Raw genomic sequence first — 26705 nt, 5'->3', positions numbered from 1 at the left:
AACATTTGTTCTTGAATTAGTTTAGGCCATTTTCTATTGGACCTCACGGGCAAAAATGCTAAAATGAAGCATAATCTCGTTTACGAATTTCGGAGGAATCATGATAAAAATAATCGGACTATTTATTTGTGCTTATTTATTAGGTGCAATCCCCAGCGGCGTCTGGATTGGCAAGCTGTTCTTCAAGACTGATATTCGAAAGGCTGGGTCTGGCAACATCGGTACTACCAATACATTTCGTGTTTTAGGCCCCGTTGCCGGATCCATCGTCATGATCATGGATATCGCAAAGGGAACGGTTGCCACCCTCTTACCCACGTTCTTTCACGTACAGGGAATCAATCCACTCCTCTTTGGAATCTTCGCCATTCTCGGTCACACCTTCTCCATCTTTGATCGATTCAAGGGTGGTAAAGCAGTTGCAACTAGTGCGGGGATGCTTTTGGCCTACAACCCGTGGTTCTTCGTCTTTGCAGCAGGCCTTTGGGTTATCCTCATCTACTTAACAAGTATGGTCAGTCTAGCATCCATGGTTGCCTTCAGTATCGTGACCGTTGCCAGTCTTTGGTTGCATGATCCATACTTGACGGTGTTGGCGCTCGTCTTAACCATCTTCATCTATTACCGCCATACGCCTAATATCAAACGCATCAAAAATGGCACCGAAAATATGGTTCATTTTGGTTTAGGATACAAACGAAGGACAAATAAATAATTTAACAACAAAATAAGGATTTAAAAGGGTCTTACATTCCCTTTTGAATCCTTATTTTTTAGACAGATTTTAAATGCTATCTCTATTTTATTTTAGATTCTATGTCTATCCCTTTAAATGCGGTATAGCCATCATCTGCAAAAACGGTTGTGCCATTAATAGCACTGGCTTCTGGCAATGAAACAAGATAAATCGTATTAGCGATTTCTTCTGGTTCCAAAATTCTACCCTTCATGTGTAACTTTCCTCCAGCCGCGGCCGCAAAATCGCCTAACATCTCTGTTCTAACCCAACCTGGTGCAACCGAAACAACGCGAATACCGTAAGCGCCAAGCTCCCGGCCTTCAGCTGCCGTTAGCATTTTCACGCCACCCTTACTAGCATGGTACGCAACATTCTCAGGATTAGCTAAAAAGCCATCGATGGAACCAACATTAATGATCACACCAGATTTTTGCTTGGTCATTTCTTTAGCAGCATAATGGCCCATGTTGATTGTCCCCATTAAATTGACGTTAATCACTTTTTCGATTTCATCCAACGAAATATCAGTGAATGACTTCCGTGCGCCAACTATTCCAGCAACATTTGCCAAGACATCTAAATGACAATACTTTTGGATAGTTGCGTCAATAACATGTTGACAATCCTGTCGATTAGAAACGTCGCACTTAATAAATTCAACTATTCCAAGGGCGGCAAGTTTCTTAACAGCGTTATCAATTTTCTCTTGTTTATCAATTCCAGCTATCACAACGGTTGCGCCTTCCCTTAGAAATTTTGCAACAGTTTGATAACCAATACCGCTTGTACCGCCAGTTACTATCACAACTTTACTCATTATCTTTGACCTCCTAAAATATAATTGCTACTAGACAACCACCTAAAGCGTATAATAATGAAAGCGATATTATAAGTACGCACTTTTAGGTAAGTAAGCTTTTATTGGAGGTTTAAAATGACAAATAAGAAAAATTATCGAATTGGCGTTGATGTCACACTTGACGTTATTGATGGAAAATGGAAATCCAGTATTCTTTGTTTCTTGGGACAAGGCCCACAACGATTCGGCCAGATGTTACGATATATTACCGAAATTTCTCCCAAGGTATTAACTCAACAATTACGCGAACTAGAGAATGATGGTTTAATCTTGAGAACCGATTATGAACAGAACCCGCCTAAAGTCGATTACCGACTCACAAAAAGCGGGAAATCATTACGAAAATTACTGATTGAAATGTCACTTTGGGGCGAAAATCAAGTTAATGAATGGCAAAAACAAGGCAAGTCCGTAACGCTTCAAACTTACGATCACTCAGGCTTAGTTAAGTTTCCAAGTTCAATAATTTAGGTGACGCGATTACGATGTCTTTAAAAATAACTAATCTGATACGTAAAGGTCTCTTCCTGCCCAATCGCCAATTTCCTAATGTCAGCTTTGTGTGCTAATTGGCCATTCGCGTTTACCGTGTCTGCAATGCCCCACCACGGCTCGATGCAAACAAAGGCGCCCTCGGTAGGATAGGTGGACCAAATGCCCAAATAGGGTGCATTCTGCACCGTGAGCGCCACCCCATGGTCATTGGCCGTGGTACTCAACATTACCGTTGTCTCCTCGCCATCCAATTTTAAAATTTGCGCGTCATGTTCAAACAGGTTGTGTGTCAAAGGTAGTGGCCGTTTTAGCTCAAGTTCACCTGGATTGGTTAAATCGCTAAACGGCCCCACCAATGGAATGGTTTTATAAACTTTTTTGGGGGAGAACATCAAGTTATAGTCAGCAAAATCGGTCGTTGAATTCGCCATTGGAACGTTAAAGCCGGGATGATTACCAATTGAGAATAAAAGTTCCCGTGCTGACTGATTTGCCACCGTATTTGAGACCATCAAGGCGTGATCATCGAGTTCAAACATCATCGTTAATTTGAACTCAAATGGGTAAATTTTACGCGTTTCTGCGGAATCAGCCAGACTTAGAACGACCTTTGAATCGGTCTGTGATTCAACCACAAAATCATAATCTCTCGCAAATCCATGCTGAGTCATGTGATAGTGTTGATTCTCATCTTCATACGAATCATCCTGAAGACGGCCAACAATTGGAAATAACACTGGCGCATGTCGATTCCAAGTTTCCTTATTTCCTTGCCACATATATTCGAAGTGTTCATCGTTATCAATGACGCTGGTCAATTCAGCGCCCTTTTCATTAATCTGAACGGTTAAAAAGTCATTTTTTAGCGTAATCAAATTAAATCCTCCTTCAACATCGTTTTCCCCATTATACAATACGTGAACTACTCGGCACTAAAGTACCGAGCTTCTGGGAACACCGCTGACTTACACTAAGAGCTAATGCACTTCGTGCAGAGGTTACAGCTATTAACCAAGGGCTGTTCCAGCCCCACTTAGTCTTTTGTTTATTCAAGCGCTAAGCTACTAGGATATTCTTAGCAGCGTTAACGTCCCTGTCATGCTCCGCATGGCAGTTCGGACAAGTCCACGCTCTAATATCCAGGGTATGTTTACCATCATCATAACCACAACTAGAGCAGATTTGAGAGGTTTTATATGGTGAAACAGTGACTAACTGTTTCCCATACCAAGCACATTTGTACTCTAATTGAGTTCTTAAAGCTCCCCAAGACTGATTAGCAATAGCTCTAGATAACTTGTGATTTTTCATTAGATTTTTGGATTTCAAATCTTCTATTTTAATCACATCATATTGTTCTACCAGAGACTTACTAAGGTTATGGAGATAATTAGAGCGTTGATTGGCTATCTTTTCAGAGTACTTAGCTACCATGATTTTAGCCTTTTGATAGTTCTTAAAATCTGAGAGCTCTCTAGGCTCTAGAACTTTATTGTGTCTATCCCAGGCAATCTCTTGCTTCGCAAGAGCCCGTCTACGGGCTAAACGCTTTTCCCAGTAATGTTTCTTTTTACCTAGAATCTTATCAAAGCGAATAGTGGGGTACTTAACCCCATTACTGGTAATCATTAAATCCGCTACACCCATATCAATGCCTACGGCATTGGTGGTCTTTGGTAATTCCTCGATTTCAGTATCTACTAGCAAAATAGCGTAATATTTTCCAGTAGCTGAAAGGCGGATAGTAACATTCTTAATCTTTCCTGTAATTTCTCTACCGCACCTAAAGCGCATGATACCTAGTTTTGGTAGTTTTATCTTATTAGTACCCATAACTTGGATATTCCCATTAACTGAATTTGATTGGTAACTCTGTTTGGGATACTTACGTGATTTAAATTTAGGATATCCCTTATGCTCTTTAAACAACTTTTGAAATCCATGATTTAAATCTCTACTAACATGTAACAGACTAGTAGACTCCGCTTTCTTAAGGTATGGATTTTCAGCTTTTAGCTGTTTAATTAAGTAGTTCATGCCAAACTCATTAACATAAGAACCGCCATTATCATGGCGTTGGCTCTGCATATCAAGTAACAAATTCCACACCTTACGACAATAACCAAAGTTATCAATGATGAACTGCTTTTGAACTTCATTGGGGTATATTCTGGTTTTAATCGCTTTTAGAGTCATTTAGGCTTTTCTCCTTTCTCCTTTGGTCATCAATATACTTGGTGACAGCATATTGATTAGTAACTCCTATGCTTTCTACAAAGTAACTACTAGACCATAGATGCTTTCCAATCTTTTTCCAGTAACTATTACTAAGTTCTGGGTGTTCTTGAAACAGTTTTCTGGCACTAATCCCTTTCAGCAAACGGACTATGTTCGTTACTGAAATCTTAGGAGGCGCACTAACTAACAAGTGTATATGGTCATCTTTACCTACTTCCATGTGGTCTATGTGGAAATCATAGTCTTTAGCTATTTCATAGAGAATACTTTTAAGTGATTCTTCAACACTTCCCTTTAGTATTTTATTTCTATACTTTGTTCCCCAGATAATATGGTAATTCAAATTGTATACAGAAGTTCTACCATATGTAAGTCTTTTATTGTCTTCCATACATACATTATACCATACTTTTTTCTAACCATCAGAAACGCTAGATTCAAAACCAGAGTGATTCATCACGTCCTTGAAAGAACGTGTTTCCTCATTCCATAACAAAAAGAGGATTGGCATATACCAATCCTCTTTATTTTTAAAGAATGTAACGGGATAAATCCTTATTTTGCACAATGTTGCCAATTTTATCGTTCACGTAGCTCTCGGTAATCGTAATCTCACCCATTTGCATGTCTGGACCTTCGTACAGAATGTCCTCCAACAGCTTCTCCAAAACGGTGTGCAAACGACGCGCACCAATATTTTGGTTCTCACGGTTCAATTCCGTTGCCAATTCAGCAATTCGATCGATTGCCTCAATCGTAAATGTAACCTTAATGTTGTCAGTCCCGATTAGTGCAATGTACTGTTTTACCAATGCGTTGCTAGGTTCCGTCAAAATTTTGACAAAGTCGTCCTTAGTCAAACTATCAAGTTCCACTCGGATTGGAAAACGTCCCTGCAACTCGGCAATTAAATCGCTAGGCTTGCTCTCGGCAAATGCCCCTGATGCGATAAATAGGATATGATCCGTGCTAACAGAACCGTACTTAGTCTCCACATTAGTTCCTTCAACGATTGGCAAAATATCACGTTGAACCCCTTCACGAGAGACTTCGCCACTGTTTTGTTGTGATTTTGAGGTAATTTTGTCGATTTCATCAATGAAGATAATTCCGGTATTTTGAGCTCGTTTAATAGCGGCAGCATAGATATCAGCCTCATTAATCAGCTTTTCGGATTCTTCCTTGACCAAGACCTCACGTGCCTCACGAACCGGCATTGTTCGCTTAACCCGCTTCTTGGGCATCATTTGGGATAGGGTTTGGTTCAAATCAATTCCCATCTGATTCATCATGCCGTTGTTACCGGCCGCACCCTGGTTAGGGTCATCCATCTCAACCGTGACTTCACGTTCTTCCAATATGCCCTTTGCCAATTGGTCGGCAATCGATAACCGCTCGTTGCGGATCTCGTCCGTCACCGTTTCGGTTTCTTCCTCAGGCATCTCAGGTGTCTTGCCGTTTTGCAAACTCGTCAACATGCTCATCATGTTTTGCATGTCATTATTCTTTTTTTCCTTCTTCTTACCAGGGGCGATCAGCTTAACCAACCGCTTATCGGCTTCGCGCACGGCATCTGCCCGCACATTTGCATACTGCACGTCCTTTTCCATGGTGACGGAAACGTCAACCAGGTTCCGGACCATCGACTCCACATCGCCACCGACGTAGCCGACTTCCGTAAATTTAGTCGCTTCAACTTTAACAAATGGTGCAGAAACGATCTTTGCTAAGCGACGAGCCAACTCTGTCTTACCAACACCAGTCGGTCCAATCATTAGCATGTTTTTAGGCGTGATTTCCTCTTGCATCGCTTCAGGAAGTTGCATGCGACGGTAACGGTTGCACAATGCGACCGCAATCGCCTTTTTGGCTTCATTTTGGCCAATCACAAATTGGTTCAATAATTCCACAATCTGCTTTGGGGTTTTATCAACGTTTTCCATTACTTTTCCTCCTGGTCTTCAAAGTCTTCAGAAATGATATTGTGGTTCGTAAAGATATCAATACTACCGGCAATATCAATGGCATTTTCGGCGATTTCCTTAGCTGACATTTCTGGTGAGTGGTGATGCATAGCGGTTGCCGCTGCCAATGCAAAGTTACCACCAGAACCGATTGCTAAAATATCGTCATCGGGGGCAATGACCTCTCCGGATCCGGATACCAAAAGCATATCCTTCTTGTCCATGACAATTAATAGTGCCTCTAGTTTTTGTAAACTGGCGTCTTTGCGCCAGTCCTGGGCCAATTCAACCGCTGCCCGTTCCAGGTTACCACTGTATTCGGATAGTCGATTTTCAAATTTTTCTTCCAAATTAAAGGCGTCAGCAACGCTACCGGCGAACCCAACGATGACCTTACCATCATAGATTCGACGGACCTTTTTCGCGGTTCCCTTCATAATGACTTTTTCACCCATTGTAACTTGGCCATCGCCAGCCATGGCGTTTTGACCATGGTGACGAACGGCAACGATGGTTGTTGCTTCAAATTTTACTGGCATGATAGCATCTCCATTTTGTTATTTATTAGCTCTTGGAAAGTATTTCCGGTAATCCTGTTGTAAATGTTCACGAGTGACGTGCGTGTAAATCTGCGTCGTTGACAGACTACTGTGACCCAGCAGCTCTTGGACGGTCCGCAGGTCAGCGCCCCGGTTGAGCAAATGGGTGGCAAACGTGTGTCGCAGCATATGGGGATGAATATCCGCCGTCAAACTGCTTCGTTTGATGATTTGGTTCAAAATGTACTCAATCCCGGTCGTCGTGATGGGATCGCCATAGTGATTCACGAACACAAAGTCGTGCTCTTTATGGTACTTCTGCATCAACACGTCCCGACAGCCGGACAGGTAAGTCTCCAACGCATTCTTGTCGTACTGACCAAACGGAATATACCGTTCCTTCTTACCCTTCCCATGAATCAACATCATTTTAACGTTAAAATCAACATCCGCTAACGTTAAATTAGCACACTCACTCACCCGAATCCCCGTGCCGTAAAGCGTTTCTAGAACCGCAGAATCTCGTAGTCCCAGGACTCCATTATCGCCATTTTTGGCAGCCACAAACAGCTCTGTCATTTCTTTTTCATAGAAAAATCGCGGTAATGGCTTCGAATGCTTTTTAATCGACACGTACTCAAACGGATTATCGTGAACCAATTCCTCACGGGTCATGAAGTTGTAAAAGGAACGTAGACTGGAAACTTTCCGAATGATGGAGGTTCTTGCGTCGTGTAAATCATACAGGTGGCTCAAGAACACCTGAACATCCAGCGTTTCCACCTTATCAAATGAAGTGAAATCACCGGTCTCAGATAGAAATTCACAAAACTCCTTGATGTCGGATAAATAAGCCTTCACCGTTTCATCTGAATATTGGCGTTCATCCACCAAATAAGCCTTAAATAAGTCAACTTCTTTTTCCAAACAGGTTCACCCTCTTTATGCAACACTGTCACTCTATCAAAGTAAGTGCTAAAATTCAAACGATGTATCAAAATTTTTTCAATAATTTAAGCCAAATTAAAACGGTCATTACGCTAATAATAACCGTTTTTAAAATTAGTAGCTAAACTAATAGCTCATTTAAGGGTTAGTGCACCCGTCCTAATCCAATAGCGTTGACTTGATGATTTTGAATCAAATCGTATTCTGTACCACTTGCCGCTACTTGCTTTTGCACGCTTATCAACATAAACCTTCTTCGTCTTAGAATTCTTCAACTTTTTTGATGCATATTTCCAGTTCTTATGGCCTTTAATATGCGTATATAAAGTATAGTGTTTCTTTGCATTCTTTTTGAAGCGAGCGGTGGTTGAAGATTTAACGGAATAGTATTTTTCGTACTTATTCGTCTGCTTTTTCTTTTTTGAAGTTTTTACCTGCGCGGCTGACGAAGTACTAAAGAGATTATTTTTGATGGTCATTCCAGTCGTACCAAAATTTGACTGTACAAATGGGATGCTGGTTTTAGAAGATCTAATTGTATTACCAGTAATGGATACTTTTTTGATGGCCCCAGTATTACCAATTTTTGGAACATAAATGTAACGCTTTTTCGGATTCACATTAATAAATTTATTATTTTTAATATTCAAATTATTCATAACGGCATTAGACTGAGTATTATACAGCCTGAAATAATTATCGGAACTTTTAGCAGAATTGTTCTCAAAAGTATTGTTCTCGATGTATAAATTGGAAACTGATAAAAATTGCAAATTGGATCCTTGATTTTCCTTTAGTGGAACGGTGTCTTGAACATAATTTCCCTTAAAGTAAACATCATGAATCATGCCAGCATACGGATTGGTATAAATAGCATGTTCACCAATGGGATTGGGTGCATAAAATTTTATTCCCCCATTTGAATTGGTGATTGGTAGAAACTTACTATTCGTAACATGAACATCATATGAAGGAAGATTATCATATTGATCTCCAGAAATATTATATGCCATAGCTTGTTCATTTGAGTAATCAACTTGTATAGCTTCTTTGTATTCAGCTCCAGAACTTGGATTGAATCCCTCGAATGTAGAATTAGTAATGTAAATATCATGACTACCCGTTAAATCAAGCAAATGCCCTTCACGTGGTTGACAATTGTAAAAAGTAGCATTATTGAAATTTACTGCCGTAGCATGATGCACACTTTGCACAAAATAACTTTGTTCTCTTGCTGAAACATCTCCCCCTTTGAATGTTGCGTTATTCCACTTTATATTTTTAATACCACCAGAGTATCCTTTTTTAGTGCTAGGATACACAAATATAATATGATTACCCCCACTCACTTTAAAAGTTGCGCCATTTTCAAAATTGAATGTTAAATCTGACCTTAATTTAACCGCTTCCATTTGAGCATTTGTGAACAGGTAAGTTCCCTTTGGAATGTTAATTGTTAATGGCACCTTAGATCCAGAATTTTTGACAATTTTTTGCAAAATAGGTGTATTATCAGTTTTATCATTTCCAATCATACCTTGCTGAACCGCATTAACAGTTGCTGAACTAGCTGCTTCAATTTTTTTAATTTGAACTGGTCCAAAGCTTTGAATACATATAAAAGCAGTTGCCAAACTTAATAAAACTGTCAATAAATAACTATTGAATTTTGACATAGCTGAATTCTCCTTCAGAATATTTGCCCCTATTGTTGCCGTATCTAATCCCCAAGTTAAGTATATATGAAAGTACAAGTATATATTGCTGTATATGCTCATACATTAGATAAATTCTCAAAAAAAACATAATTTTCATATAAATTAAGTAATTTTCCATAAAAAGAACACTTTCGAATGGATGTTCGAAAGTGTTCTTCATAAATTAATAGTTTGTGTTAGTTAGCTTACTATTTTGCGTAGTGTAACTACTTGTATCCGTTGCTGTTCGCTTAACCTTCCACGCAATACTACCCGTATCCGCATGAATCATATCAAGATTAGAACGATTGATGTTCGTCACGCGTTGTAATTCTTTATTAGCAATGATTTCCATACTTTGACCATCAACATTATGTCCGGTTCCTTGCAAATGAGTTTGCTGAACCGTCTTCTTCACACCCCGGTAGTTCTTTGCAATCGCTACTAGGTCGTCAAATGATAAGTCAGTTTGCATTTGCTTTGATAATGAGTTCAAAAAGTTGGCATTCAGTAGTGTAGACACTGAGCCTGCTTTACTCATAATTGCCATAATGACCTCTCGTTGACGAGTCTGCCGTCCATAATCGCCCTTAGGATCATCATAACGCATTCTAGAGTAGGCTAAGGCTTTCTTCCCGTTCATGTGGGTTTCTTGATCCTTTGTAAACGTATAGCCTGAGTATTTAAAACTCATGGATGGCGTAATAGTCACGCCATCAACAGCATTAACAACCTTTTCCATACCATCCATGTTCATCAACGCGTAGAAATCGACTGGAACATTCAACAAATTTTGAACCGTTTTGATTGCAGTTCCAGCACTACCAAATGCATAAGCAGCATTGATCTTTGAAGGTGCTTCTTTCTTATAACCAGGAATGGTCACTCCCGTATCACGTGGAATACTCGTGATCGTTGTTTTGTCCGTCTTCGGATTCATGGTTACCAACATCATCGTATCCGTGCGACCCTTGTAAGTACGACCCAATGCACCAGTATCAGTTCCCATGATTAGAATTGAAATTGGCTTCTTATATTGAATCTCAGAACTGGCATTCCGACTCTTGTTAATACCAGCACCTTTGTAGGTGGTATCCACGGCACTCTTTAAGTTGTGATACTTAACGGCGGCGAAAGCGCCAGCCCCAACAACTAAAACAATAATAATGGTCAAAATTGTGTTTCGAAAAATGTGGCGTCTTCGATGATGCTCATGTTGATGTTCGTGATTCATGGAAAAGTCCCCCTGAAAAATTCTTATAGTAAGTATTATACTGCTTTACATAAGCTGAAACATGAAAAATTTGAGACCCACTGAATTGATAACTCTCAAAATATCAATTCTAAAGTACTACGAATCTCCGAATAAATGGAATTCTTTTTATGATCAAAACTAAAGAAAAAATGATATTTCCCAGCCCTATCTTTGGTTCCTAAAAAGTTAATACCAAAAAAATAATGAAAATCCAACACATAACCAGAAGATTATCATGAACTTTTCCTAAAAAATGCTAGTGGATTGAAGTCAATATTTGAGACAGATTTTAAGAGACATTCAGAACCGCGTTTACCTTCCACAGCTCAAATAAATCATTAATCGCGATTAATAACTTATTTGAACCCTGGAAAGCATTAAATCAGGCGGCCATTTGGCTCGTAAGTGTTGCAATTTCAACTTGTAAGGGGGTCTGGTAGCCCAGTGAACTATGAATTCTCTTCCTATTGTAGAAAGCATGCACATATTCAAAAAGGACGGCAGCGGCAGTTTCATAATCTTCAAAGACCGGCACTGGATAAACACATTCCTTTTTGAGGGAAGCGTGAAAGGATTCCATTGGCGCATTATCATACGGACAACCCTTACGGCTGTATGAGTGGCGGATATGTAGCTCAGTTAAACGTTGATTGTAATCATCGCTGGTATACTGTGATCCTAAATCCGTATGGATAATCAGGTCCCCAGTAATGGTTCGATTTTTAACCGCGCTTTCAAGGGTCTTTAAGACTAAATCAGTATCCATCTTTTTTGAGAACGAATAGCCGATAATCCGTCGTGAGTGCAGGTCCATGATGGTTGATAAGTAACACCAGCCATTACGCTTCGTTTGAATATAGGTCATATCAGCGGTCCATTTTTGATTTAAACCAGTGGTCGAGAAATCCTGCTTAAGCAAGTTGGGACGCTGTTCAACCTTGGTTTTGGAAGCCGAAGCCGCTTTCCACTTATTGACGGTAACGGAGTGGATATCCAGTTCCTTCATGAGCCGGGAAATCCGTCGTGGACTGCACCGAAGCTGCAGTGGTTGAAGTTCCAGATTCAATTCATGGTGGATCTTCATAACACCGTATCGCTGCTTAAATTCCGCAAAGATCCGCAGAATCCGTTGTTTCAAGCCCGCATCTTCGGCCCGGCGTTTTGAAGGTTTGGGGGATCGATAACGATAATACTGAGCTCTGGAAACACCGAGGATTCGGCACATCTTGGTTACCTGGTGGTGATGGCTTTCTTGGTGAATGTAATCAAAGATATTGGTTACTTCTGCGCAAGGAAGCCCAGGGCTTTTTTTAGGATTTCGTTCTCCTCAGACAGCGAAGCCAGTCGCTTTTCCATCGCTTTGATTTCGTCTGGCGATTTACCGGATTGAGTTTTGGCCTGGCCCTGGATCCACTTATGAACTGTTGAATAGCCAATGCCATATTCTCTGGCCAGTTGGGCAGCTGATTCGCCTTGCTTATATAGGTTGATAATGTTTTGTTTGAATTCTTTGTCGTAACGAGTTGGCATGTAAAAATTCCTTCCTTTTGAGAGATGATTTATTCATTATACCCTCTCTTAAAAGTTGTCTCAGGAATCAGCTTACATCCATTTTCTTTAAATTTATACTGATGTTCGGTTGTCATTATTTTAAACGACATAATTACAGGTTTGTTTAAATTTGTTAAAAAAATTCTGTTCGCTTGATTAATTCCAACTTATATACGTTACCACGAATCACTTTGTTCGACAATCACTATTTAATAACCATTTTTAAGGCAAGCGCTTTCTAACTGTAAAAACCAATAAACAACAGCTTTTCCATTTATAATAAATTGAATACCTTCATTCTAAGCCCTTTTTCATGTTGCAACATTACAGTTCTTTAACAAGTACAGTTTTTCCTTATTTAGGGGAACAAAAAAGAAGCACTCGATCTTTTCGAGTGCTTCTTTGAGCTTATTTTTGAATAGCTTCTTCGTAATCCCCATTAGGGCAGATAACTTGAAGGCCACCCTTGACCTTCTTTTCAACGAGGAAGTGACCATCTTTCGGACAGTCGCGCCCAACTGGCTTATCCCAGGTGACAAAATCACAGTCTGGGTAACGGGAACAACCATAGAAAATTCGGTTCCGTTTAGACTTACGTTCGATGACTTGTCCTTGATGACACTTAGGACAAACAACGCCGATTTCCTTAACGATTGCTTGGGTATTCCGACAATCAGGGAATCTCGAACAAGCGTAGAATTTTCCGTACTTACCCATCTTGACGACCATTGGGGCGCCACAGATGTCACAGTTAAATCCGGCAAGTTCTTCCTTAATCTGAACCTTTTCGATTGTTTCGGCAGCATGTTCCACTTCTTTAGAGAATGGCTGATAGAAGTCCCGAATAACCTTGACCCAGTTTTCGTCACCCTCTTCAACGCCATCCAATTCTTTTTCAAGATTGGCGGTGAAGTCGATGTTGACGATGTCGGGAAAGTAGTCAAGGATGATGCCGTTAACAATCTCGCCTAATTCGGTTGGCTCGAAGCGTCGTGCAACGAGTTTGACGTAGTAACGGCGTTGAATGGTGTCCAACGTTGGTGCATAGGTTGACGGACGACCAACCCCGTTTTCTTCGAGGGCCTTGATCATGTTGGCTTCACTAAAACGGGCCGGTGGCTGCGTAAAGTGTTGTGCGGGATCCGTCTTGCTGAGTTTGACGGTGTCGCCCTCATTCAAATCTGGCAACAGATTATCCTTTTCCTTGTCGTTATTGTAAACCTTCAAGAAACCATCAAACTTCATCTTTGAACCATTAGCGCGGAACATGACCTTGTTTTGTTCAATCGTTACGGCCATGGTGTCCATGACGGCTGGGGTCATTTGACTAGCGACAAAGCGATTCCAAATCAATTGATATAACTTGAACTGGTCGTTTGATAGGTATTCTTTTAAGCTTGCTGGGGTTCTAAACACGGAACTTGGCCGAATTGCCTCATGGGCATCCTGAGCACCCTCTGGCAACTTACCCTTGATTGGCTTCGTTGCGGCGTACTCTGCGCCGTACTTCTCATGTAAGAACTGAGACGCTTCATGTTTCGCAATTTGTGAAATACGGGTGGAATCGGTACGCATGTAGGTAATGAGACCTTGGTTGCCCTCTTTACCGATGGTGATTCCTTCATATAACTGTTGGGCCGCCATCATTGTCTTTCGAGTTCGGAACCGAAGCTTTTTGTTAGCCTCCTGTTGCATTGAACTAGTTGTAAATGGTGGTTGAGGCATCCGCTTCCGCTCTTTTTTGACAACTTTGGTAATATCAAAGTCGCCCTTTCGATCTAGTTTAGCAAGAACCTTTTGCACCTCATCGTTGTTCGCAAGGTCACCCTTTTTACCGTTTACACCATAGTAACTAGCCATAAACTTGGATTTGCCCTTTTTGAACTCTGAATCTATGGTCCAGTATTCGACTGGCACAAAGGCTTTGATTTCATTTTCACGGTCGATGATGAGTTTCAGTGCGATTGACTGAACTCGTCCGGCACTGAGCCCCTTCTTCACCTTTTGCCATAGCAATGGTGAAATTGAGTAACCCACGATCCGGTCAAGAATTCGACGGGCTTGTTGGGCATCCACCAAATCCATGTCGATGCTCCGTGGTGTCTTAAACGCATTTTTGACGGTGTCTTTGGTAATTTCATTAAAGACCACTCGGTTATTATCCTTCACATCTAGTCCTAAAATGTAGGAAAGATGCCAAGCGATTGATTCACCTTCACGGTCAGGGTCAGATGCCAGATAAACGGCTTTGGCTTTTTTGGCTTCAGCTCTAAGCTTTTTAATGACGTCACCCTTACCTCGAATCGAGATATAGTGGGGGTCAAAATCATTATCAAAATCAATTCCCATTTTACTTTTTGGTAAATCTCTGATGTGACCAAGGCTGGCCATGACCTTGTAGGTCCGGCCTAAATATTTTTCAATTGTCTTCGCCTTAGCGGGAGATTCAACAATCACTAATTTTTTCTTTTGTGTTTTTGCTCGCGATTTCTTCTTCGTAGTCGCCATCCAGTTGCTCCCTCAATTCCGAATATTTATTTAACGGTTTCATTATCGAATTCTTTCACATCATATTTCAAGATATTTATAAAGTCAAATTTCATCAACCCAACTAGTTGCTAAAATCGAAACTCCTCCAAAATGTCATCGGCGCTTAAAATTGGTTTTGCACCTGCCGCAATGAGTTCGTTGCAACCGGTTGAAAGTAGTCGGGTAACATCCCCCGGAATCGCCAACACATTCCGATTTTCCTGCAGGGCCAAATTTGCGGTGATGAGACTTCCACTTTGATGACGTGCCTCAGTGACTAAAAGTGTCTGAACCAGACCGGCAATAATCCGGTTTCGTTCTGGAAAGTGGTGCCGTGCGCCTGAAGTTCCAGCCGGATATTCACTAATGACGAGCTGCTTTTCACTCATTTCCCGCTGCAGGGCTTCATTAGTCTTGGGATAAAAAACATCGAGTCCCGTTCCAATGACACCAATGGTCGGTTGACCAACTGAAATCGCACATTGATGGCTTAGCTTGTCGACGCCTTCTGCAAGCCCAGAAACAACCGTTAAGCCTTGACTAACGGCTGGCCGAACAATGTTCCGTAGCGTTTCAATCGAATAGTGAGAGGCTTTTCTAGCGCCCACTACGCCTAAGAGCCAATCTGACTTAAGTAGCTCACCGTTGCCGGCATAGAATAAAACGATAGGCGGCAAGTATATTTCCCGTAGTTGATCAGGATAATCTGCGTCCAAAATGGTGATGAATAATTGTGCTTGGAGTTGGTGGAGTTTTAGTAGGTTAACATTTTGATTGAAATCTTGGATAAATTGTTGCTTGTGTGGTGGCTTAATCCGCGCAATTTGGACTAATTTTTCTGCGCTGGGTTCGACCTCGGTACACTTTTGTTCCTGCACCAGCCAATCATAGATGAGTGCCTCACCGTGGATCCCAATTCCCTTTGATAACTTTATTAATAGTAGTAACTCTCGTGATTTCATAAAAACGCCCCTCATAGTTAATTATTCTTAACTACGAGAAGCGTTGATTATTTTGCGAACGGGTGCAAAGGTTTTCCGGTGAATCGGAGTTGCGCCCAAGGTGTCTAGTCCATGCATGTGGATTTTGGTCCCATACCCTGCGTTCTTGGTAAATCCATAGCCTGGATAGATAACATCGTAAAGCGCCATCAAATGGTCCCGGTAGACTTTGGCCACGATACTGGCTGCGGATACACTTGCACTCTTGGCGTCACCCTTAATTAAACGGGTCTGAGGCACCGGTACGGGGATTTGCATGGCATCCACGATAAGTTGCTCGGGTTGAATGGATAACCGCTCTACCGCCTGTTTCATGGCCACTCGGGTCGCTTCGTAAATATTGATCTGATCAATGATTTCATTTGAGGCAATGCCAATACTGACGGCCTTCGCCTGTTTAATAATTTGCGGGAAAAGGGTCTCCCGTTCGAGGTGCGTCAATTTCTTTGAGTCGTTCACTAATGGAATATCAAAATCGTGCGGCAAAATGACGGCCGCGGTCACGACTGGACCAGCTAAAGGACCCCTGCCGACTTCATCAACTCCGGCAACGTGTTGAATTCCTCGTTCCCAAAAGGAATGTTCGTAGCGTAATCGTTCCTGAAAAAGCTGTTCTTGTTCAACGGCTTTTTCCAGTCGCGTTTGTGTGGCCGTGATGAGGCGTTGTACACCAATCCGGGAATCCGTTTTAAATTGGGACAGGATGGGATCCGTCATGCTGGTAACGGGTGCGAATAGTTCCTTCACCTGTTTAATGGACAGTTTCTTGTCAGGCATGTTGAGAATCACTTCCAAAATTTGTGTCCAAAGTATAGCGCCCAATTTTTTCTTTACGGGTGTCCTGAATGAGGCGTTCGCTGGCACGTTCGTAATCTTCCTGCATCCCCACCTTTTTGGTAATAGTAAGCAGTAGATCAATATCAGACAATGTCATATCGTCATCGCTCAAATGGTAGCGTTCCTGTAAATTATGCGGATGGTACTGTTTAAAGTACTTGATGGCAAATAGCGCCACATCATCGCTGGCAAATCGCTGGTCCTTGATGGCACCGGTTAGCGCTAACTTTTGGCCAGTTTCAGGATCCTCAAACTTTGGCCAGAGAATTCCGGGGGTGTCTAACAGTTCAAGCTTCTTTGAAGAGCGAAGCCACTGCTGACCTTTGGTAACGCCAGGAGTATCCCCAACCTGGGCAACCTTCCGATTAACAAGTCGGTTAAGGAGTGTCGACTTCCCCACGTTTGGAATACCAATTGTCATTGCACGAATTGGGCGTTCCTTTAGGCCCTTTTCTTCTTCATGGGCAAGCTTGTCCGCTAAGATACTCTCGGTAATTTTAGTGATGTTCTTAACGGTGATATTTGCCTTTGAATCGATTGCAATTGCACGGACGCCGACCTCATTTTTAAAGTAGGCAATCCACTTCTTAGTCATTTCGGGATCAGCTAAGTCCATTTTAGTCATGACGATTAAATGGGGCTTGTCCTTCATGAGTCGTTTGAGTTCCGGATTTCGTGATGATAGTGGAATTCGCGCATCGACTAGCTCGAATACGATGTCGACAAGTGGTAATTTTTCTTCGACCTGGCGAATAGCCTTGGCCATGTGACCGGGAAACCATTGAATAACTGCCATGTTGTGTAACTCCTTTTTGTAGTGAGGTTTAAATTGTATTGGATTTCTTAATTAAATTAATCATTTGAAGAAACAACTGTTATATATCTATCAAAAGTAGAATGTGTCAAATTAGCATATTCTATTTTACCATTTAATACGGTTATTTTACGTTATGTTTGAATAGTCCTAACGCTTACATTTTACTTTTAACCATAAAAACACCCCGAAAGCTTTAATTTAACTTTCGGGGGGTATACTTCATTTCACTTAACTCCATTTAGCTGAAAGTAACCTGCAATTTTTTTCCCATGGCATGTGCAATGTCTTGTAGCTTATCAAATGAGACATTATCTCCACGCTCAATTTTAGCGATTGTTGCCTGTGTCGTCTGTGCGCGCTCAGCTAGCTCTGATTGTGTCATCCCTGCTTCTTCTCTCGCATGGTATAAAGCAACAGCCGTCGCAAGTTTCTCGCCCTCGGCCTCATAAAATTTATTAAATTCAGGATCTTTTCGTTCCTGTTTAATCATTTCATCAATTTTCATATTCATACCACTCTTTCTTAAGTTCCTGCGCATGATTAATTTGTGCTAACGGAGTTTTATCTGTTTTTTTGGTAAATCCATGAGTTATGACAAATCGTGTACCCTCCACGTGAAAGTAAATGGCACGCTGTATATTTGAACCAACCTTACTCCGCAACTCATATAAATTCTTATCAATTTTTTTAACCCATTTAAGTCTTTGTGCAATCAGCATTCCGAATTCTTCAGTGTCGTTAATTACTCGATACATTTTTGCTCGATCTTTTCTTGGCAATTCCTTAATCCACTCTTTAAACTCATCGTGCCCACTCAGACGTTCATACGTTTCAAACTCTAACTTTTTCATAGCTTAATTATATTATATATTAATATATTGTCAATATATAAGAATACTTAAAATTCACATATTAATAGCCCATCAAATTTATGCTCCACATCAAAAAAACGACTACCCACATAACTGGTAGCCGTTCTCATAGACTTAATTTATTAACTAATTGACGCCAAATACATCGACCACGCCTCATCAAATACCGTCATCGTTGGTAAGTAGGATGCGTTTTCCTCTAAATACTTTGAAAGAATATCAAAGGAGGTTTCCTGCTTTGGAAAGGCTTGATCATAAAAAGCATTGTTGGCAAACTCCGCCACTGGTTCATAACTATTAGGATTCCGTTGAGTCATAAGGTATTCGTAGAACGTTTTAATCAACTTAAATTCCTCCTAGTTTCCCTGATTTGGGAATGTTAACTTGAAAGGTAAACCTTCCGTCACCCTTCATGTTAATGGTCTTGGCTTTGTACGATAGACTATCATTGCCGCCCATGTGGCGTAGGTCCATCGTGATGGTCTTCTTCTTTGAGTTTAGGGCGATCCAATCTGGGAGCTTGTAGTTCTTAGCCGCATAGTTCATGACGAAGCTAATTGGCAACCGCAAACTTCCAACGGATAAGCTCTTAGCATCCAGTCGCACATTCCCATTTTTCAATAAAACGGGTTTCAGTGCTAACGCAAAGTTTACGTTAACGCCGAGCACCTTGGTACTACCACCCAAGATGGCTTGATCCTTGATGGAGAATTTATACTTCATCTTCTGATCCTTTTGAATCTTTTTTAAATAAAAACTGGCGAGTGAGTTTAACTGGGTTTTATTTAGGCTCACGTCAAAGTTCTTATTACTCTTGACCACCGTTGATGAGGGGACCGTTTGGGCGACTGGCGTTGAAACCTGTCTGCCAACGTACACACCCATCGCAATGAGTAAGATGAGTAGGACAAAAAACGCGTATTTCCAAATGTTACGAGATTTCTTCTTTGATTCCGTTCTGTTTCTCATTTAATCGACACCCCTAATTTTCCCATTGTTTCTTGTGGTCCATCATAACGCGATACAGGTGATTCGTCATAATGCCGTAGCCCTTGTGGTTCGGGTGGAAATGATCGGCATTTGAAATGTAAACATTGGCGCTTTTACCCTGACCGTTTAACACCTCGTTATACTGTGATAGATCAAGGCTACTTTGATTAACCTTCTTGGTCTTATCCAGCAACTTTTGGCGCTTGGCCTTTGTCGTGTACTGACCGTCAGACAGTGCATGATTGATGTCAACAAAGTAGGTATTCCCGTCCGCCTTAATAACCGACTGATCAACCTGATTGAGTTGCGCAACTGACTTTGAAATGAGCGACACGTTTGCGAAGTACACGTAAACCGGGTTATAGATACTATACAGGAAAATGGGCGATTTGCTATTATAATGCCTAATTTCGTGCATCAAACTGGTTAACTTCGTTTGGTAAGTCGTGAGTGCTTTAGCCATGTCCTGGTTAACGGTCTGGGTAGAAGAGACAAACATTTCCTGTTGAAGCTTTTGGAAGAGGTCATTTCCACCGACCGTCATCACAATCACGTCGGCATTCTTCAATTTAGTTTGAAATTTAGTCTGTGTTTTGAGGCGCTTTTCAATTTGATCGGAACGATTGCCCGATACGCCAAAATTAGCCGTTTTCACTTTAACATTATTCTTAGCTTCCAGCTTGGTTTTTATCTGAGAAACGTAACCGCCCTGTTTCTTCTGGTCGCCGACGCCATAGGTTAAGGAATCACCGAGGGCAACTAACCGAACTGTTTGCGGTTTTCCAATGTGGCTTTGACCGTGTTGGACAAAGTAAAAGCCGCCGCCAACCACGATGGCCACTAATAGGAGAACCCACCATAGCCACTTATGACTCTTTTTTGCTTGTACTCTTGATCTCATAAAATCCCCTCTTAAATAATAAAAAAGGTGGGACCCAAATCCCGCCTCTGCCTCAACTAATCATCGTAATAGTAGACCAATGCAAATGCACCAGGACCACCATGAGTTGCGATGATTGGAACAGTTTCCCGGACTAATATTGGAACCTCTGGGAACATTGGCTGTAGTTTTTCTTTAATTTTGTTGGCCGTTTCAATGGCGCCAACGTGGGAAATACAAATCCCCTTCATGTGCTTAATCGTTTGCATTTGATCGTAAACCTTGTTGTAAAATTTATCAATGGTCTTCATGCCGCGACCCTTAGTCTCAATGTTGAGTTCGCCGTGAGTTACTTCAAGCACAATTTTGATGTTTAAAAGAGTTGAAATTAATCCGGTCACTCGTTTGATACGACCACCCTTCACGAGGTTATTTAAAGTCATAACCCCCATGTACAATTTAGTATGGTCATTAACGTCAGCGGCCCGCTTAACAATTTCCTCTGGTGTGCCACCCTGTTGGGCCAGCTTGGCAGCTTCAATCACCTGATAGGCTAAACCTCGGTCGGTAGTTCCACTATCCACGACGGTCACGTCGGTCTTGCTCAAGTTAGCAGCTTGTTCGGCTGTATGAACAGTTCCACTGATTGCCTCAAGCATGTTAAAGCAGACAACAGAGCTTCCATCTTCACCCAGCTTATCAAACGTTTCGACGAAGGTTCCCAATGGGGGTTGACTCGTCTTGGGTAACGTCTTAGAGGTCATCATTTTTTGATAAAACTCTTCGTTGGTGATTGTTTCTCGTTCTACATAAATAGTGTCATCAATCATTACCGATAGTGGCACAATCGTAATATTTAACTCTTTAACTTCCTGATCCGTCAATCCGGCTGAGGAATCGGTCACGATTTTCACAGTTGCCATTTCGTACTACCACTCTTTCTATCCCGAAGGTAATCTTGCGCGCTAATGAGTGTTATCTCGCGCAGGTTCGCTAATAGTATAGCAGACTTAATCGTTTTTTTCATTTCAAATTCTAACTTGTGTCGATTTCATTCCTCGGCTAAACTCTATATTGAGGTGACTAAATTGCAAGCAAATACCGATTCAGCGAAGCGTTATCAAATTATTAATGAAGTCTTAAATTCAATTACTCACGGTCTCGGTGTTGGACTGAGTATTGCCGCACTCGTTTTGTTGGTGATTAAGGCGGTTGATTCAGGTAATTCAGTCAAAATCTGGGCCTTTAGCATTTACGGCGCCATCCTAATTCTATTTTACTTGGCATCCACCCTGTTTCACAGTCTCATTTTCACAAAGGCGAGCCACGTCTTTCAAATATTTGATCACTCGGCAATTTACTTACTCATTGCCGGAACGTATACTCCCTATTGCTTAGTGGTTATCAAAGGCACACTGGGAATCGTCATCCTTTCGATTATATGGCTGATGGCGATTTGCGGCATCATTTATAAGTGTCTCTGGTTAGGAAAGTTTCAGACGCTATCAACGATTATTTACGTCGTGATGGGCTGGATGTGTGTCATGGGCTTTAAGGCCCTCTACCAGGGATTAGGTCCCATCGGCTTTTACCTATTGGTCGGTGGTGGTGTTGCCTTCACACTTGGTGCCGTACTTTACAGCTTTAAAGCCATTCGGTACGGTCACGTCATTTGGCACTTATTCGTGTTACTGGGAACCATCTTGATGTTCTTTTCAATTTACTTATACGCGTAATTTTATTAAAAAACAGGATTAAGTCGGCCTTTTAACCGCTTAGTCCTGTTTTATTTTCGGCGATAATGTTCAAAACGATGGGGAATTGTATTTTGCTCATCCAGAATACCTTCTCGCGAATCAATCAGCTCAAATTGACTGTAGTCGATTTCGGGCATGAACGTATCCGCGGTGAAGGTTCCGTCTAATTTGGTGACGTACAACTCGGAAACGTACGGCAACAACAGTTTAAAAATCGTTGCCCCACCACTGATAAAAATAGCTTCATCGGTGGCTTTTTCGTATGCCAACAATTCATCCAATGAGTGCATCACAATCACGCCCTCAGGAAACGTTGCTTCAGGGTTATTCGCCATCACAATATTCTTGCGATGTGGCAATGGTCGTCCGTAACTCTCAAAGGTTCTGCTGCCGGAAACTAAGGTGTGATTCATTGTCGTATCCCGGAAAAAATGCATGTCTTCCGGTAGGCGCCAAGGAAGGTGACCCTCATTTCCAATGGCGTGCTGGCTATCTTCGGCCCAAATAAATTTAAACACGTGTCAGACCTCCTCCATTAAACGGCGACTGGCGCCTTGATTGCTGGTTGGGGATTGTAGCCCTCTAATTTGATATCTTTCATCTCATAGTCAAAAATGTTGTCCTTGTCCGGATTCAAAATAAGCTTAGGCGCAGCAACGGGTGTCCGAGCTAATTGTTCCTTTACCTGATCAATGTGATTCAGGTAAATATGGGCATCCCCAAACGTGTGCACAAACTCACCGACTTCCAAACCAGTCTGCTTCGCAATCAGCGACGTTAAGAGCGCGTAGCTCGCAATGTTAAACGGAACGCCTAAGAAGATATCAGCAGAACGTTGATATAGCTGACAGCTCAATTTATTGTCCACAACGTAGAACTGGAACATGGTGTGGCACGGTGGTAAGGCAACCAACGGCACATCTTCTGGATTCCAGGCCGTCACGATTAACCGTCGAGAATCTGGATGAACTTTAATTTGGTCAATCACGTTTTGAATTTGATCAATGGTCTGCCCAGTGCTGGTCTTCCATGCTCGCCACTGGCTCCCGTACACCAGTCCTAAATCGCCGAACCGTTTGGCAAAATCATCATCATTTAAAATGGCATCACAGAACTTTGACTTTTCTGCTTGATAGACGTTGTTGAATTCTGGATCACTAGCGGAACGGTGACCAAAATCAGTCATGTCTGGGCCATGATATTCGGTAGAATTGACAAACTTTTCAAAGGCCCATTCATCCCAAATGTGATTCTTGTGTTGAAGCAAAAACTTAATGTTGGTGTCACCCTTTAGAAACCAGAGAAGTTCACTTTTGATTAATCCAAATGGAACTTTCTTGGTCGTTAAGAGTGGAAACCCTTCGTTCAGGTCAAACCGCATTTGGTAGCCAAAGGTACTAATGGTCCCTGTACCGGTTCGATCCGTCTTTCGATGTCCATGTTCTAAAACATAACGTTCCAAATTTAAGTATGCATCTTCAAGCATCATTCATTACCACCCTTTATTCAGCATAGTCACTCAGGTATTCCCAACGCGCAATTTTTGCATCTAAATCTTTATCAGCTTGCTCGACTGCTGCTTGTAGTTCCGCAAGTTTATCATAATTAGCACCATTCTGGTTCATTTGTTCCTTCAAGTCGGATTTGTTAGCCTCTAACTTATCAATTTCGGCTTCAATCGTTTCCCATTCCTTTTTCTCGGCATAGGTTAGCTTGGTCTTTTCCTTCTTGACTTCAACTTTTGGCTTGTCAGTCTTTGGTTGCGACTTTTCTGATTTACTTGTGTTATTTGTATGGAGACTGGCCAGGTAATCGGTAAAGAACCCAACTTCCTCATCAATTTGACCATTCCCATTAAAGACGAGTAGCCGATCAGCTACCTTGTCCAAAAAGTACCGGTCATGGGATACCGTGATGACGGTACCGTTAAAGTGGTCAATGTAGTTTTCCAACACGGTCAACGTACCAATATCCAAGTCATTGGTCGGCTCGTCCAGCAGCAGAACATTTGGCTGTCCCATCAATAATTTTAACAGGTAAAGGCGGCGTTTTTCACCACCAGATAACTTTCGAATTAACGTGCCATGCATGAATCTCGGAAACAGGAACTGTTCCAGGAGTTCAGACACACTAATTTTATTACCTGCGCTATCGGTCACGTGTTCACCGACCTCGTTTAGGTAACTAATCATGCGCTTATCTTCCGGGATGGGTTCATTTTGCTGCGTATAGTAGGCCATTTTGACAGTCTCACCAATTTCAACGGTGCCGGAGTCAAGTGGTAAGCGTTCTGCAATAACGTTCAGCAGAGAGGATTTACCGGCACCATTTTCACCACTAATCCCGATTCGCTCGCCGGCTTGGATGAGCATACTGAAATCGTTCAGGATTGAATGGTCGCCAAGTTTGAGACTGGCGTCTTTGAGCTGAATGACTTTTTTACCAAGGCGTTGTTGCCCCAAATTGATATCGACCTTGTCCTCAACTTGACGAGTCCCAACATTGCTTTTGATGTCATTAAACCGGTTGATTCGCGCCTGTTGCTTGGTGGAACGCGCCTTAGCGCCAGCGTGCATCCACTCTAGTTCCTGTTTATAGAGTTGCTGCTGCTTGTGTTCCGCAGTGGCTTCCTCTTCAACCCGAACCGCCTTCTTCGCAACGTAGTCCTGATAGTTCCCCTCATACTGATAAAGTTTCCCGAAGGATAGTTCCCAAATTTGATTGGCAACCTGATCCAAGAAGTACCGGTCATGGGTTACAACTAAAAGAGCGCCCTTGTAGTTAGCAAGGTACTTTTGCAGCCATTCAATCGAATCAAAATCCAAATGGTTGGTTGGTTCATCCAAAAGAAGTAAGTCCGGCGACTGAATCAGAACTTGCGCCAAGCCAACCCGTTTCTTTTGTCCACCAGACAGAGTCCCAATCACCTGGTTTAAATCGGTAATGTGCAACTGGGTCAAAATAGCTTTGACGTCACTCTCCGCATTCCAGGCATCCTCTTCATTCATTTTGGCTTCTGCCACTAAATAGCGGTCCTGAATGGCAGAATCGTCGGGATGTTTACTGTAATTATCTAGTTCCTGTTCGTATTTGCGAATGGTTGAAAACACTTTTTGCGAACCCTCAAAAACGGCATCCAAAATTGTTTTGGTATCGTCTAATTCAGGATCCTGCTTTAAGTACCCAATTTCGTAGTCCTTGGGCTTAATAATATCGCCGCTATTTTCCTGAGTAATTCCAGCAAGCGTGTTTAACAAAGTGGTTTTTCCACTTCCGTTTGTTCCAATTAGGCCAATTCGATCTCGTTCATTAATAATGAAACTAATGCCATCGAATAGTGTTTTTTCGCCATACGTGCTCACTAAGCTCTCTGATCTTAACGTTTGCATTCTCTCACTCTTTCACTGCCTATTTTCTGTTTCTGACGTATTCAGTTAACACGTCATTTGAATTAGTTAACTCATTTTCAACGACTTTTCGCTCAACTTCGGCTAGGATTTGGCCCATTTGTGGTCCGGGCTTCACGCCAGCCGTCATTAAGTCTTTACCCGTCAATGCCAATTCTTTCTTGGATTTAATCTGGAGATTATCATACTGCGTCAGCAAGCCTGCTTCGTCAGTTGCTGCAAATAATTGTTGCGCCAAGTTTATGGCATTTATCAATTCTGTTCGACCCGTTTGGTAGAGCATCCAATTATCAACGCGGTTTTCCAAAATAGCGTTCAGTGCTTTGGTCGTCTTTAAGACGGACTCAATCATCTGGTTGGATGTTTTCCAGTTCTTTAAAAACTGAGACGTTTGCGGACTGCTAAAGTTAAGCAAATGGCAAATAAGTCCCCATGCGGTTGCCTCGTTTGGAAGGCGCAAGTCAGCAATTTTAATCATCGATTCAAGTGCCGATTGAGCATCCTTGAAGTCGGGACAGTATTGGAAGAGACCCGTTTCAACGAAGCTGACCAGTCCCACGGCAGGTTCTTGGCCCAGCAGCATTTTGATAAATTCAACCTGAATCCGCTCCACCGCAATTTTTTCTAGCAGTTCTGCGTGATTTGTGATTGCCTTTTCAGTCTCCACTTCAATTTTGAAGTTTAATTGGCTGGCAAATCGTACCGCTCGCATCATTCGTAGCGCATCTTCGTTGAACCGTTCCTCAGGATTGCCCACGGCTTTGATGATGCCATTATTTAAATCATCAAGGCCCGCAAAAAGGTCAATAATTTCACCATTTTCACGCATGGCTAACGCGTTGATTGTGAAATCGCGACGCTTTAGGTCCTCTTTCAAGGATCTCACAAACGTGACGGAATCGGGTCGCCGATAATCTTGATAGGTCGACTCGGTTCTAAAAGTCGTGGTTTCATAACCAATCCCATGGTCCAAAATCATGACGGTACCGTGCTCAATGCCGGTATCCACCGTCTTATGGAAAAGGGCTTTAACCTCTTCTGGATAGGCGCTGGTGGCAATATCAACGTCATGGATCTCCTTATGGAGCAGTGTGTCACGGACAGAGCCGCCAACAAAATAGGCTTCAAATCCGGCAGCCTCAATGGTCTGCATAATTGGTCGTGCTTCTTCAAATTCTTTTGGCAATGTTTCAATTTTCATGAATTTACCCTCTATTTTTCATTCAAACTATCCTGTATATCTTAACAGATTCACCAATCATTATAAAATGCAAAGTCAGCTTTTACTATGATATGATTGAACTAATATACTTTGGTTCACGAAGGAGCT

The 26705-nt window shown here is 41.8% G+C and carries 28 protein-coding genes; 3 read left to right on the top strand and 25 right to left on the bottom strand.

Annotated features, from left to right (window positions below; translation table 11 throughout):
- The first annotated feature begins 100 nt into the window (after positions 1-100).
- Positions 101-715 (top strand): glycerol-3-phosphate 1-O-acyltransferase PlsY, encoded by a 615-nt coding sequence (gene plsY / locus FGL90_RS09355; protein ID WP_010619808.1) that lies wholly within the window; start codon positions 101-103, stop codon positions 713-715.
- 82 nt (positions 716-797) lie between these two features.
- Here plsY and FGL90_RS09350 read toward each other — a convergent pair whose 3' ends face one another.
- Positions 798-1556: an SDR family NAD(P)-dependent oxidoreductase gene (locus tag FGL90_RS09350; protein WP_010619807.1), complete on the bottom strand. Its 759-nt coding sequence runs from the start codon at positions 1554-1556 to the stop codon at positions 798-800.
- A gap of 117 nt (positions 1557-1673) precedes the next feature.
- Here FGL90_RS09350 and FGL90_RS09345 point away from each other — a divergent pair, with 117 nt between their 5' ends.
- The gene (locus tag FGL90_RS09345) at positions 1674-2069 is read left to right on the top strand and encodes a winged helix-turn-helix transcriptional regulator (RefSeq protein ID WP_147657799.1); all 396 of its coding nucleotides are present in this window, start codon (positions 1674-1676) and stop codon (positions 2067-2069) included.
- A gap of 20 nt (positions 2070-2089) precedes the next feature.
- On the opposite strand, the gene FGL90_RS09340 is transcribed toward FGL90_RS09345, so the two are convergent.
- The 20 genes from FGL90_RS09340 to FGL90_RS09245 form a co-directional block, all read right to left on the bottom strand.
- Positions 2090-2968 carry an aldose 1-epimerase family protein gene (locus FGL90_RS09340; protein ID WP_010619805.1) on the bottom strand — a complete coding sequence of 293 codons (879 nt, stop codon included), beginning with the start codon at positions 2966-2968 and terminating at the stop codon, positions 2090-2092.
- 181 nt (positions 2969-3149) lie between these two features.
- A complete protein-coding gene (locus FGL90_RS09335) occupies positions 3150-4289 on the bottom strand; it encodes an RNA-guided endonuclease TnpB family protein (protein ID WP_010619804.1) in 1140 nt (379 codons plus the stop codon).
- Entirely contained in the window at positions 4270-4722 is a 453-nt protein-coding gene (gene tnpA, locus FGL90_RS09330) for an IS200/IS605 family transposase (protein ID WP_010619803.1), read from the bottom strand. Before tnpA ends, FGL90_RS09335 begins: the two co-directional genes overlap by 20 nt.
- 139 nt (positions 4723-4861) lie before the next feature.
- On the bottom strand, positions 4862-6274 hold the full coding sequence (gene hslU / locus FGL90_RS09325) for an ATP-dependent protease ATPase subunit HslU (protein ID WP_010619802.1): 1413 nt from the start codon (positions 6272-6274) through the stop codon (positions 4862-4864).
- Positions 6274-6834, bottom strand: a complete 561-nt coding sequence (hslV, locus tag FGL90_RS09320; RefSeq protein ID WP_010619801.1) for an ATP-dependent protease subunit HslV — start codon at positions 6832-6834, stop codon at positions 6274-6276. The genes hslU and hslV overlap by 1 nt, the downstream gene beginning before the upstream one ends.
- A gap of 18 nt (positions 6835-6852) precedes the next feature.
- Entirely contained in the window at positions 6853-7761 is a 909-nt protein-coding gene (gene xerC, locus FGL90_RS09315; RefSeq protein WP_010619800.1) for a tyrosine recombinase XerC, read from the bottom strand.
- A 155-nt stretch (positions 7762-7916) separates the two neighbouring features.
- Positions 7917-9560, bottom strand: coding sequence for a GW dipeptide domain-containing protein (locus FGL90_RS09310; RefSeq protein ID WP_225423041.1), 1644 nt, complete (start codon positions 9558-9560; stop codon positions 7917-7919).
- Positions 9561-9663: 103 nt separating this feature from the next.
- Complete coding sequence (locus FGL90_RS09305; RefSeq protein ID WP_147657798.1) at positions 9664-10713, bottom strand: LCP family glycopolymer transferase; 1050 nt, start codon at positions 10711-10713, stop codon at positions 9664-9666.
- Between the two features lie 403 nt (positions 10714-11116).
- Complete coding sequence (locus FGL90_RS09300; protein ID WP_029327644.1) at positions 11117-11959, bottom strand: IS3 family transposase; 843 nt, start codon at positions 11957-11959, stop codon at positions 11117-11119.
- Positions 11960-12012: 53 nt separating this feature from the next.
- A complete protein-coding gene (locus FGL90_RS10600; protein WP_002816285.1) occupies positions 12013-12264 on the bottom strand; it encodes an IS3 family transposase in 252 nt (83 codons plus the stop codon).
- Positions 12265-12693: 429 nt separating this feature from the next.
- The gene (topA, locus tag FGL90_RS09290; RefSeq protein ID WP_010619796.1) at positions 12694-14793 is read right to left on the bottom strand and encodes a type I DNA topoisomerase; all 2100 of its coding nucleotides are present in this window, start codon (positions 14791-14793) and stop codon (positions 12694-12696) included.
- 110 nt (positions 14794-14903) lie between these two features.
- A complete protein-coding gene (gene dprA, locus FGL90_RS09285; protein WP_010619795.1) occupies positions 14904-15776 on the bottom strand; it encodes a DNA-processing protein DprA in 873 nt (290 codons plus the stop codon).
- Positions 15777-15803: 27 nt separating this feature from the next.
- A complete protein-coding gene (locus tag FGL90_RS09280) occupies positions 15804-16592 on the bottom strand; it encodes a ribonuclease HII (RefSeq protein WP_010619794.1) in 789 nt (262 codons plus the stop codon).
- The gene (gene ylqF / locus FGL90_RS09275; protein ID WP_010619793.1) at positions 16585-17448 is read right to left on the bottom strand and encodes a ribosome biogenesis GTPase YlqF; all 864 of its coding nucleotides are present in this window, start codon (positions 17446-17448) and stop codon (positions 16585-16587) included. The genes FGL90_RS09280 and ylqF overlap by 8 nt, the downstream gene beginning before the upstream one ends.
- 259 nt (positions 17449-17707) lie before the next feature.
- Positions 17708-17974: a helix-turn-helix domain-containing protein gene (locus tag FGL90_RS09270; protein ID WP_010619792.1), complete on the bottom strand. Its 267-nt coding sequence runs from the start codon at positions 17972-17974 to the stop codon at positions 17708-17710.
- Positions 17964-18320, bottom strand: coding sequence for a type II toxin-antitoxin system RelE/ParE family toxin (locus FGL90_RS09265; protein ID WP_010619791.1), 357 nt, complete (start codon positions 18318-18320; stop codon positions 17964-17966). The genes FGL90_RS09270 and FGL90_RS09265 overlap by 11 nt, the downstream gene beginning before the upstream one ends.
- 143 nt (positions 18321-18463) lie before the next feature.
- Positions 18464-18685, bottom strand: a complete 222-nt coding sequence (locus tag FGL90_RS09260) for a YozE family protein (protein ID WP_010619790.1) — start codon at positions 18683-18685, stop codon at positions 18464-18466.
- A 1-nt stretch (position 18686) separates the two neighbouring features.
- Positions 18687-19310: a YpmS family protein gene (locus FGL90_RS09255; protein WP_010619789.1), complete on the bottom strand. Its 624-nt coding sequence runs from the start codon at positions 19308-19310 to the stop codon at positions 18687-18689.
- Positions 19311-19323: 13 nt separating this feature from the next.
- Positions 19324-20232, bottom strand: coding sequence for an SGNH/GDSL hydrolase family protein (locus FGL90_RS09250; RefSeq protein ID WP_010619788.1), 909 nt, complete (start codon positions 20230-20232; stop codon positions 19324-19326).
- Between the two features lie 56 nt (positions 20233-20288).
- The gene (locus tag FGL90_RS09245) at positions 20289-21134 is read right to left on the bottom strand and encodes a DegV family protein (protein ID WP_010619787.1); all 846 of its coding nucleotides are present in this window, start codon (positions 21132-21134) and stop codon (positions 20289-20291) included.
- A gap of 165 nt (positions 21135-21299) precedes the next feature.
- Between FGL90_RS09245 and trhA the strand changes: the two genes are divergently transcribed.
- A complete protein-coding gene (gene trhA / locus FGL90_RS09240; protein ID WP_010619786.1) occupies positions 21300-21947 on the top strand; it encodes a PAQR family membrane homeostasis protein TrhA in 648 nt (215 codons plus the stop codon).
- A gap of 50 nt (positions 21948-21997) precedes the next feature.
- Here the strand turns inward: trhA and FGL90_RS09235 are convergent, their stop codons facing one another.
- From FGL90_RS09235 to FGL90_RS09220, 4 genes are read right to left on the bottom strand one after another with little or no spacing between them, the layout of a single operon-like run.
- Positions 21998-22486 carry a dihydrofolate reductase gene (locus FGL90_RS09235; protein WP_010619785.1) on the bottom strand — a complete coding sequence of 163 codons (489 nt, stop codon included), beginning with the start codon at positions 22484-22486 and terminating at the stop codon, positions 21998-22000.
- Positions 22487-22503: 17 nt separating this feature from the next.
- A complete protein-coding gene (locus FGL90_RS09230; protein ID WP_010619784.1) occupies positions 22504-23454 on the bottom strand; it encodes a thymidylate synthase in 951 nt (316 codons plus the stop codon).
- A gap of 16 nt (positions 23455-23470) precedes the next feature.
- A complete protein-coding gene (locus tag FGL90_RS09225; protein WP_010619783.1) occupies positions 23471-25357 on the bottom strand; it encodes an ABC-F family ATP-binding cassette domain-containing protein in 1887 nt (628 codons plus the stop codon).
- A 19-nt stretch (positions 25358-25376) separates the two neighbouring features.
- A complete protein-coding gene (locus FGL90_RS09220) occupies positions 25377-26576 on the bottom strand; it encodes a CCA tRNA nucleotidyltransferase (protein WP_010619782.1) in 1200 nt (399 codons plus the stop codon).
- Positions 26577-26705 lie beyond the last annotated feature (129 nt).

This window comes from Secundilactobacillus malefermentans (assembly GCF_008033155.1).
Classification (GTDB): domain Bacteria; phylum Bacillota; class Bacilli; order Lactobacillales; family Lactobacillaceae; genus Secundilactobacillus; species Secundilactobacillus malefermentans.
Note: the sequence above shows the minus strand (reverse complement) of the source record. Positions and strands in the feature narration are given on the sequence as shown.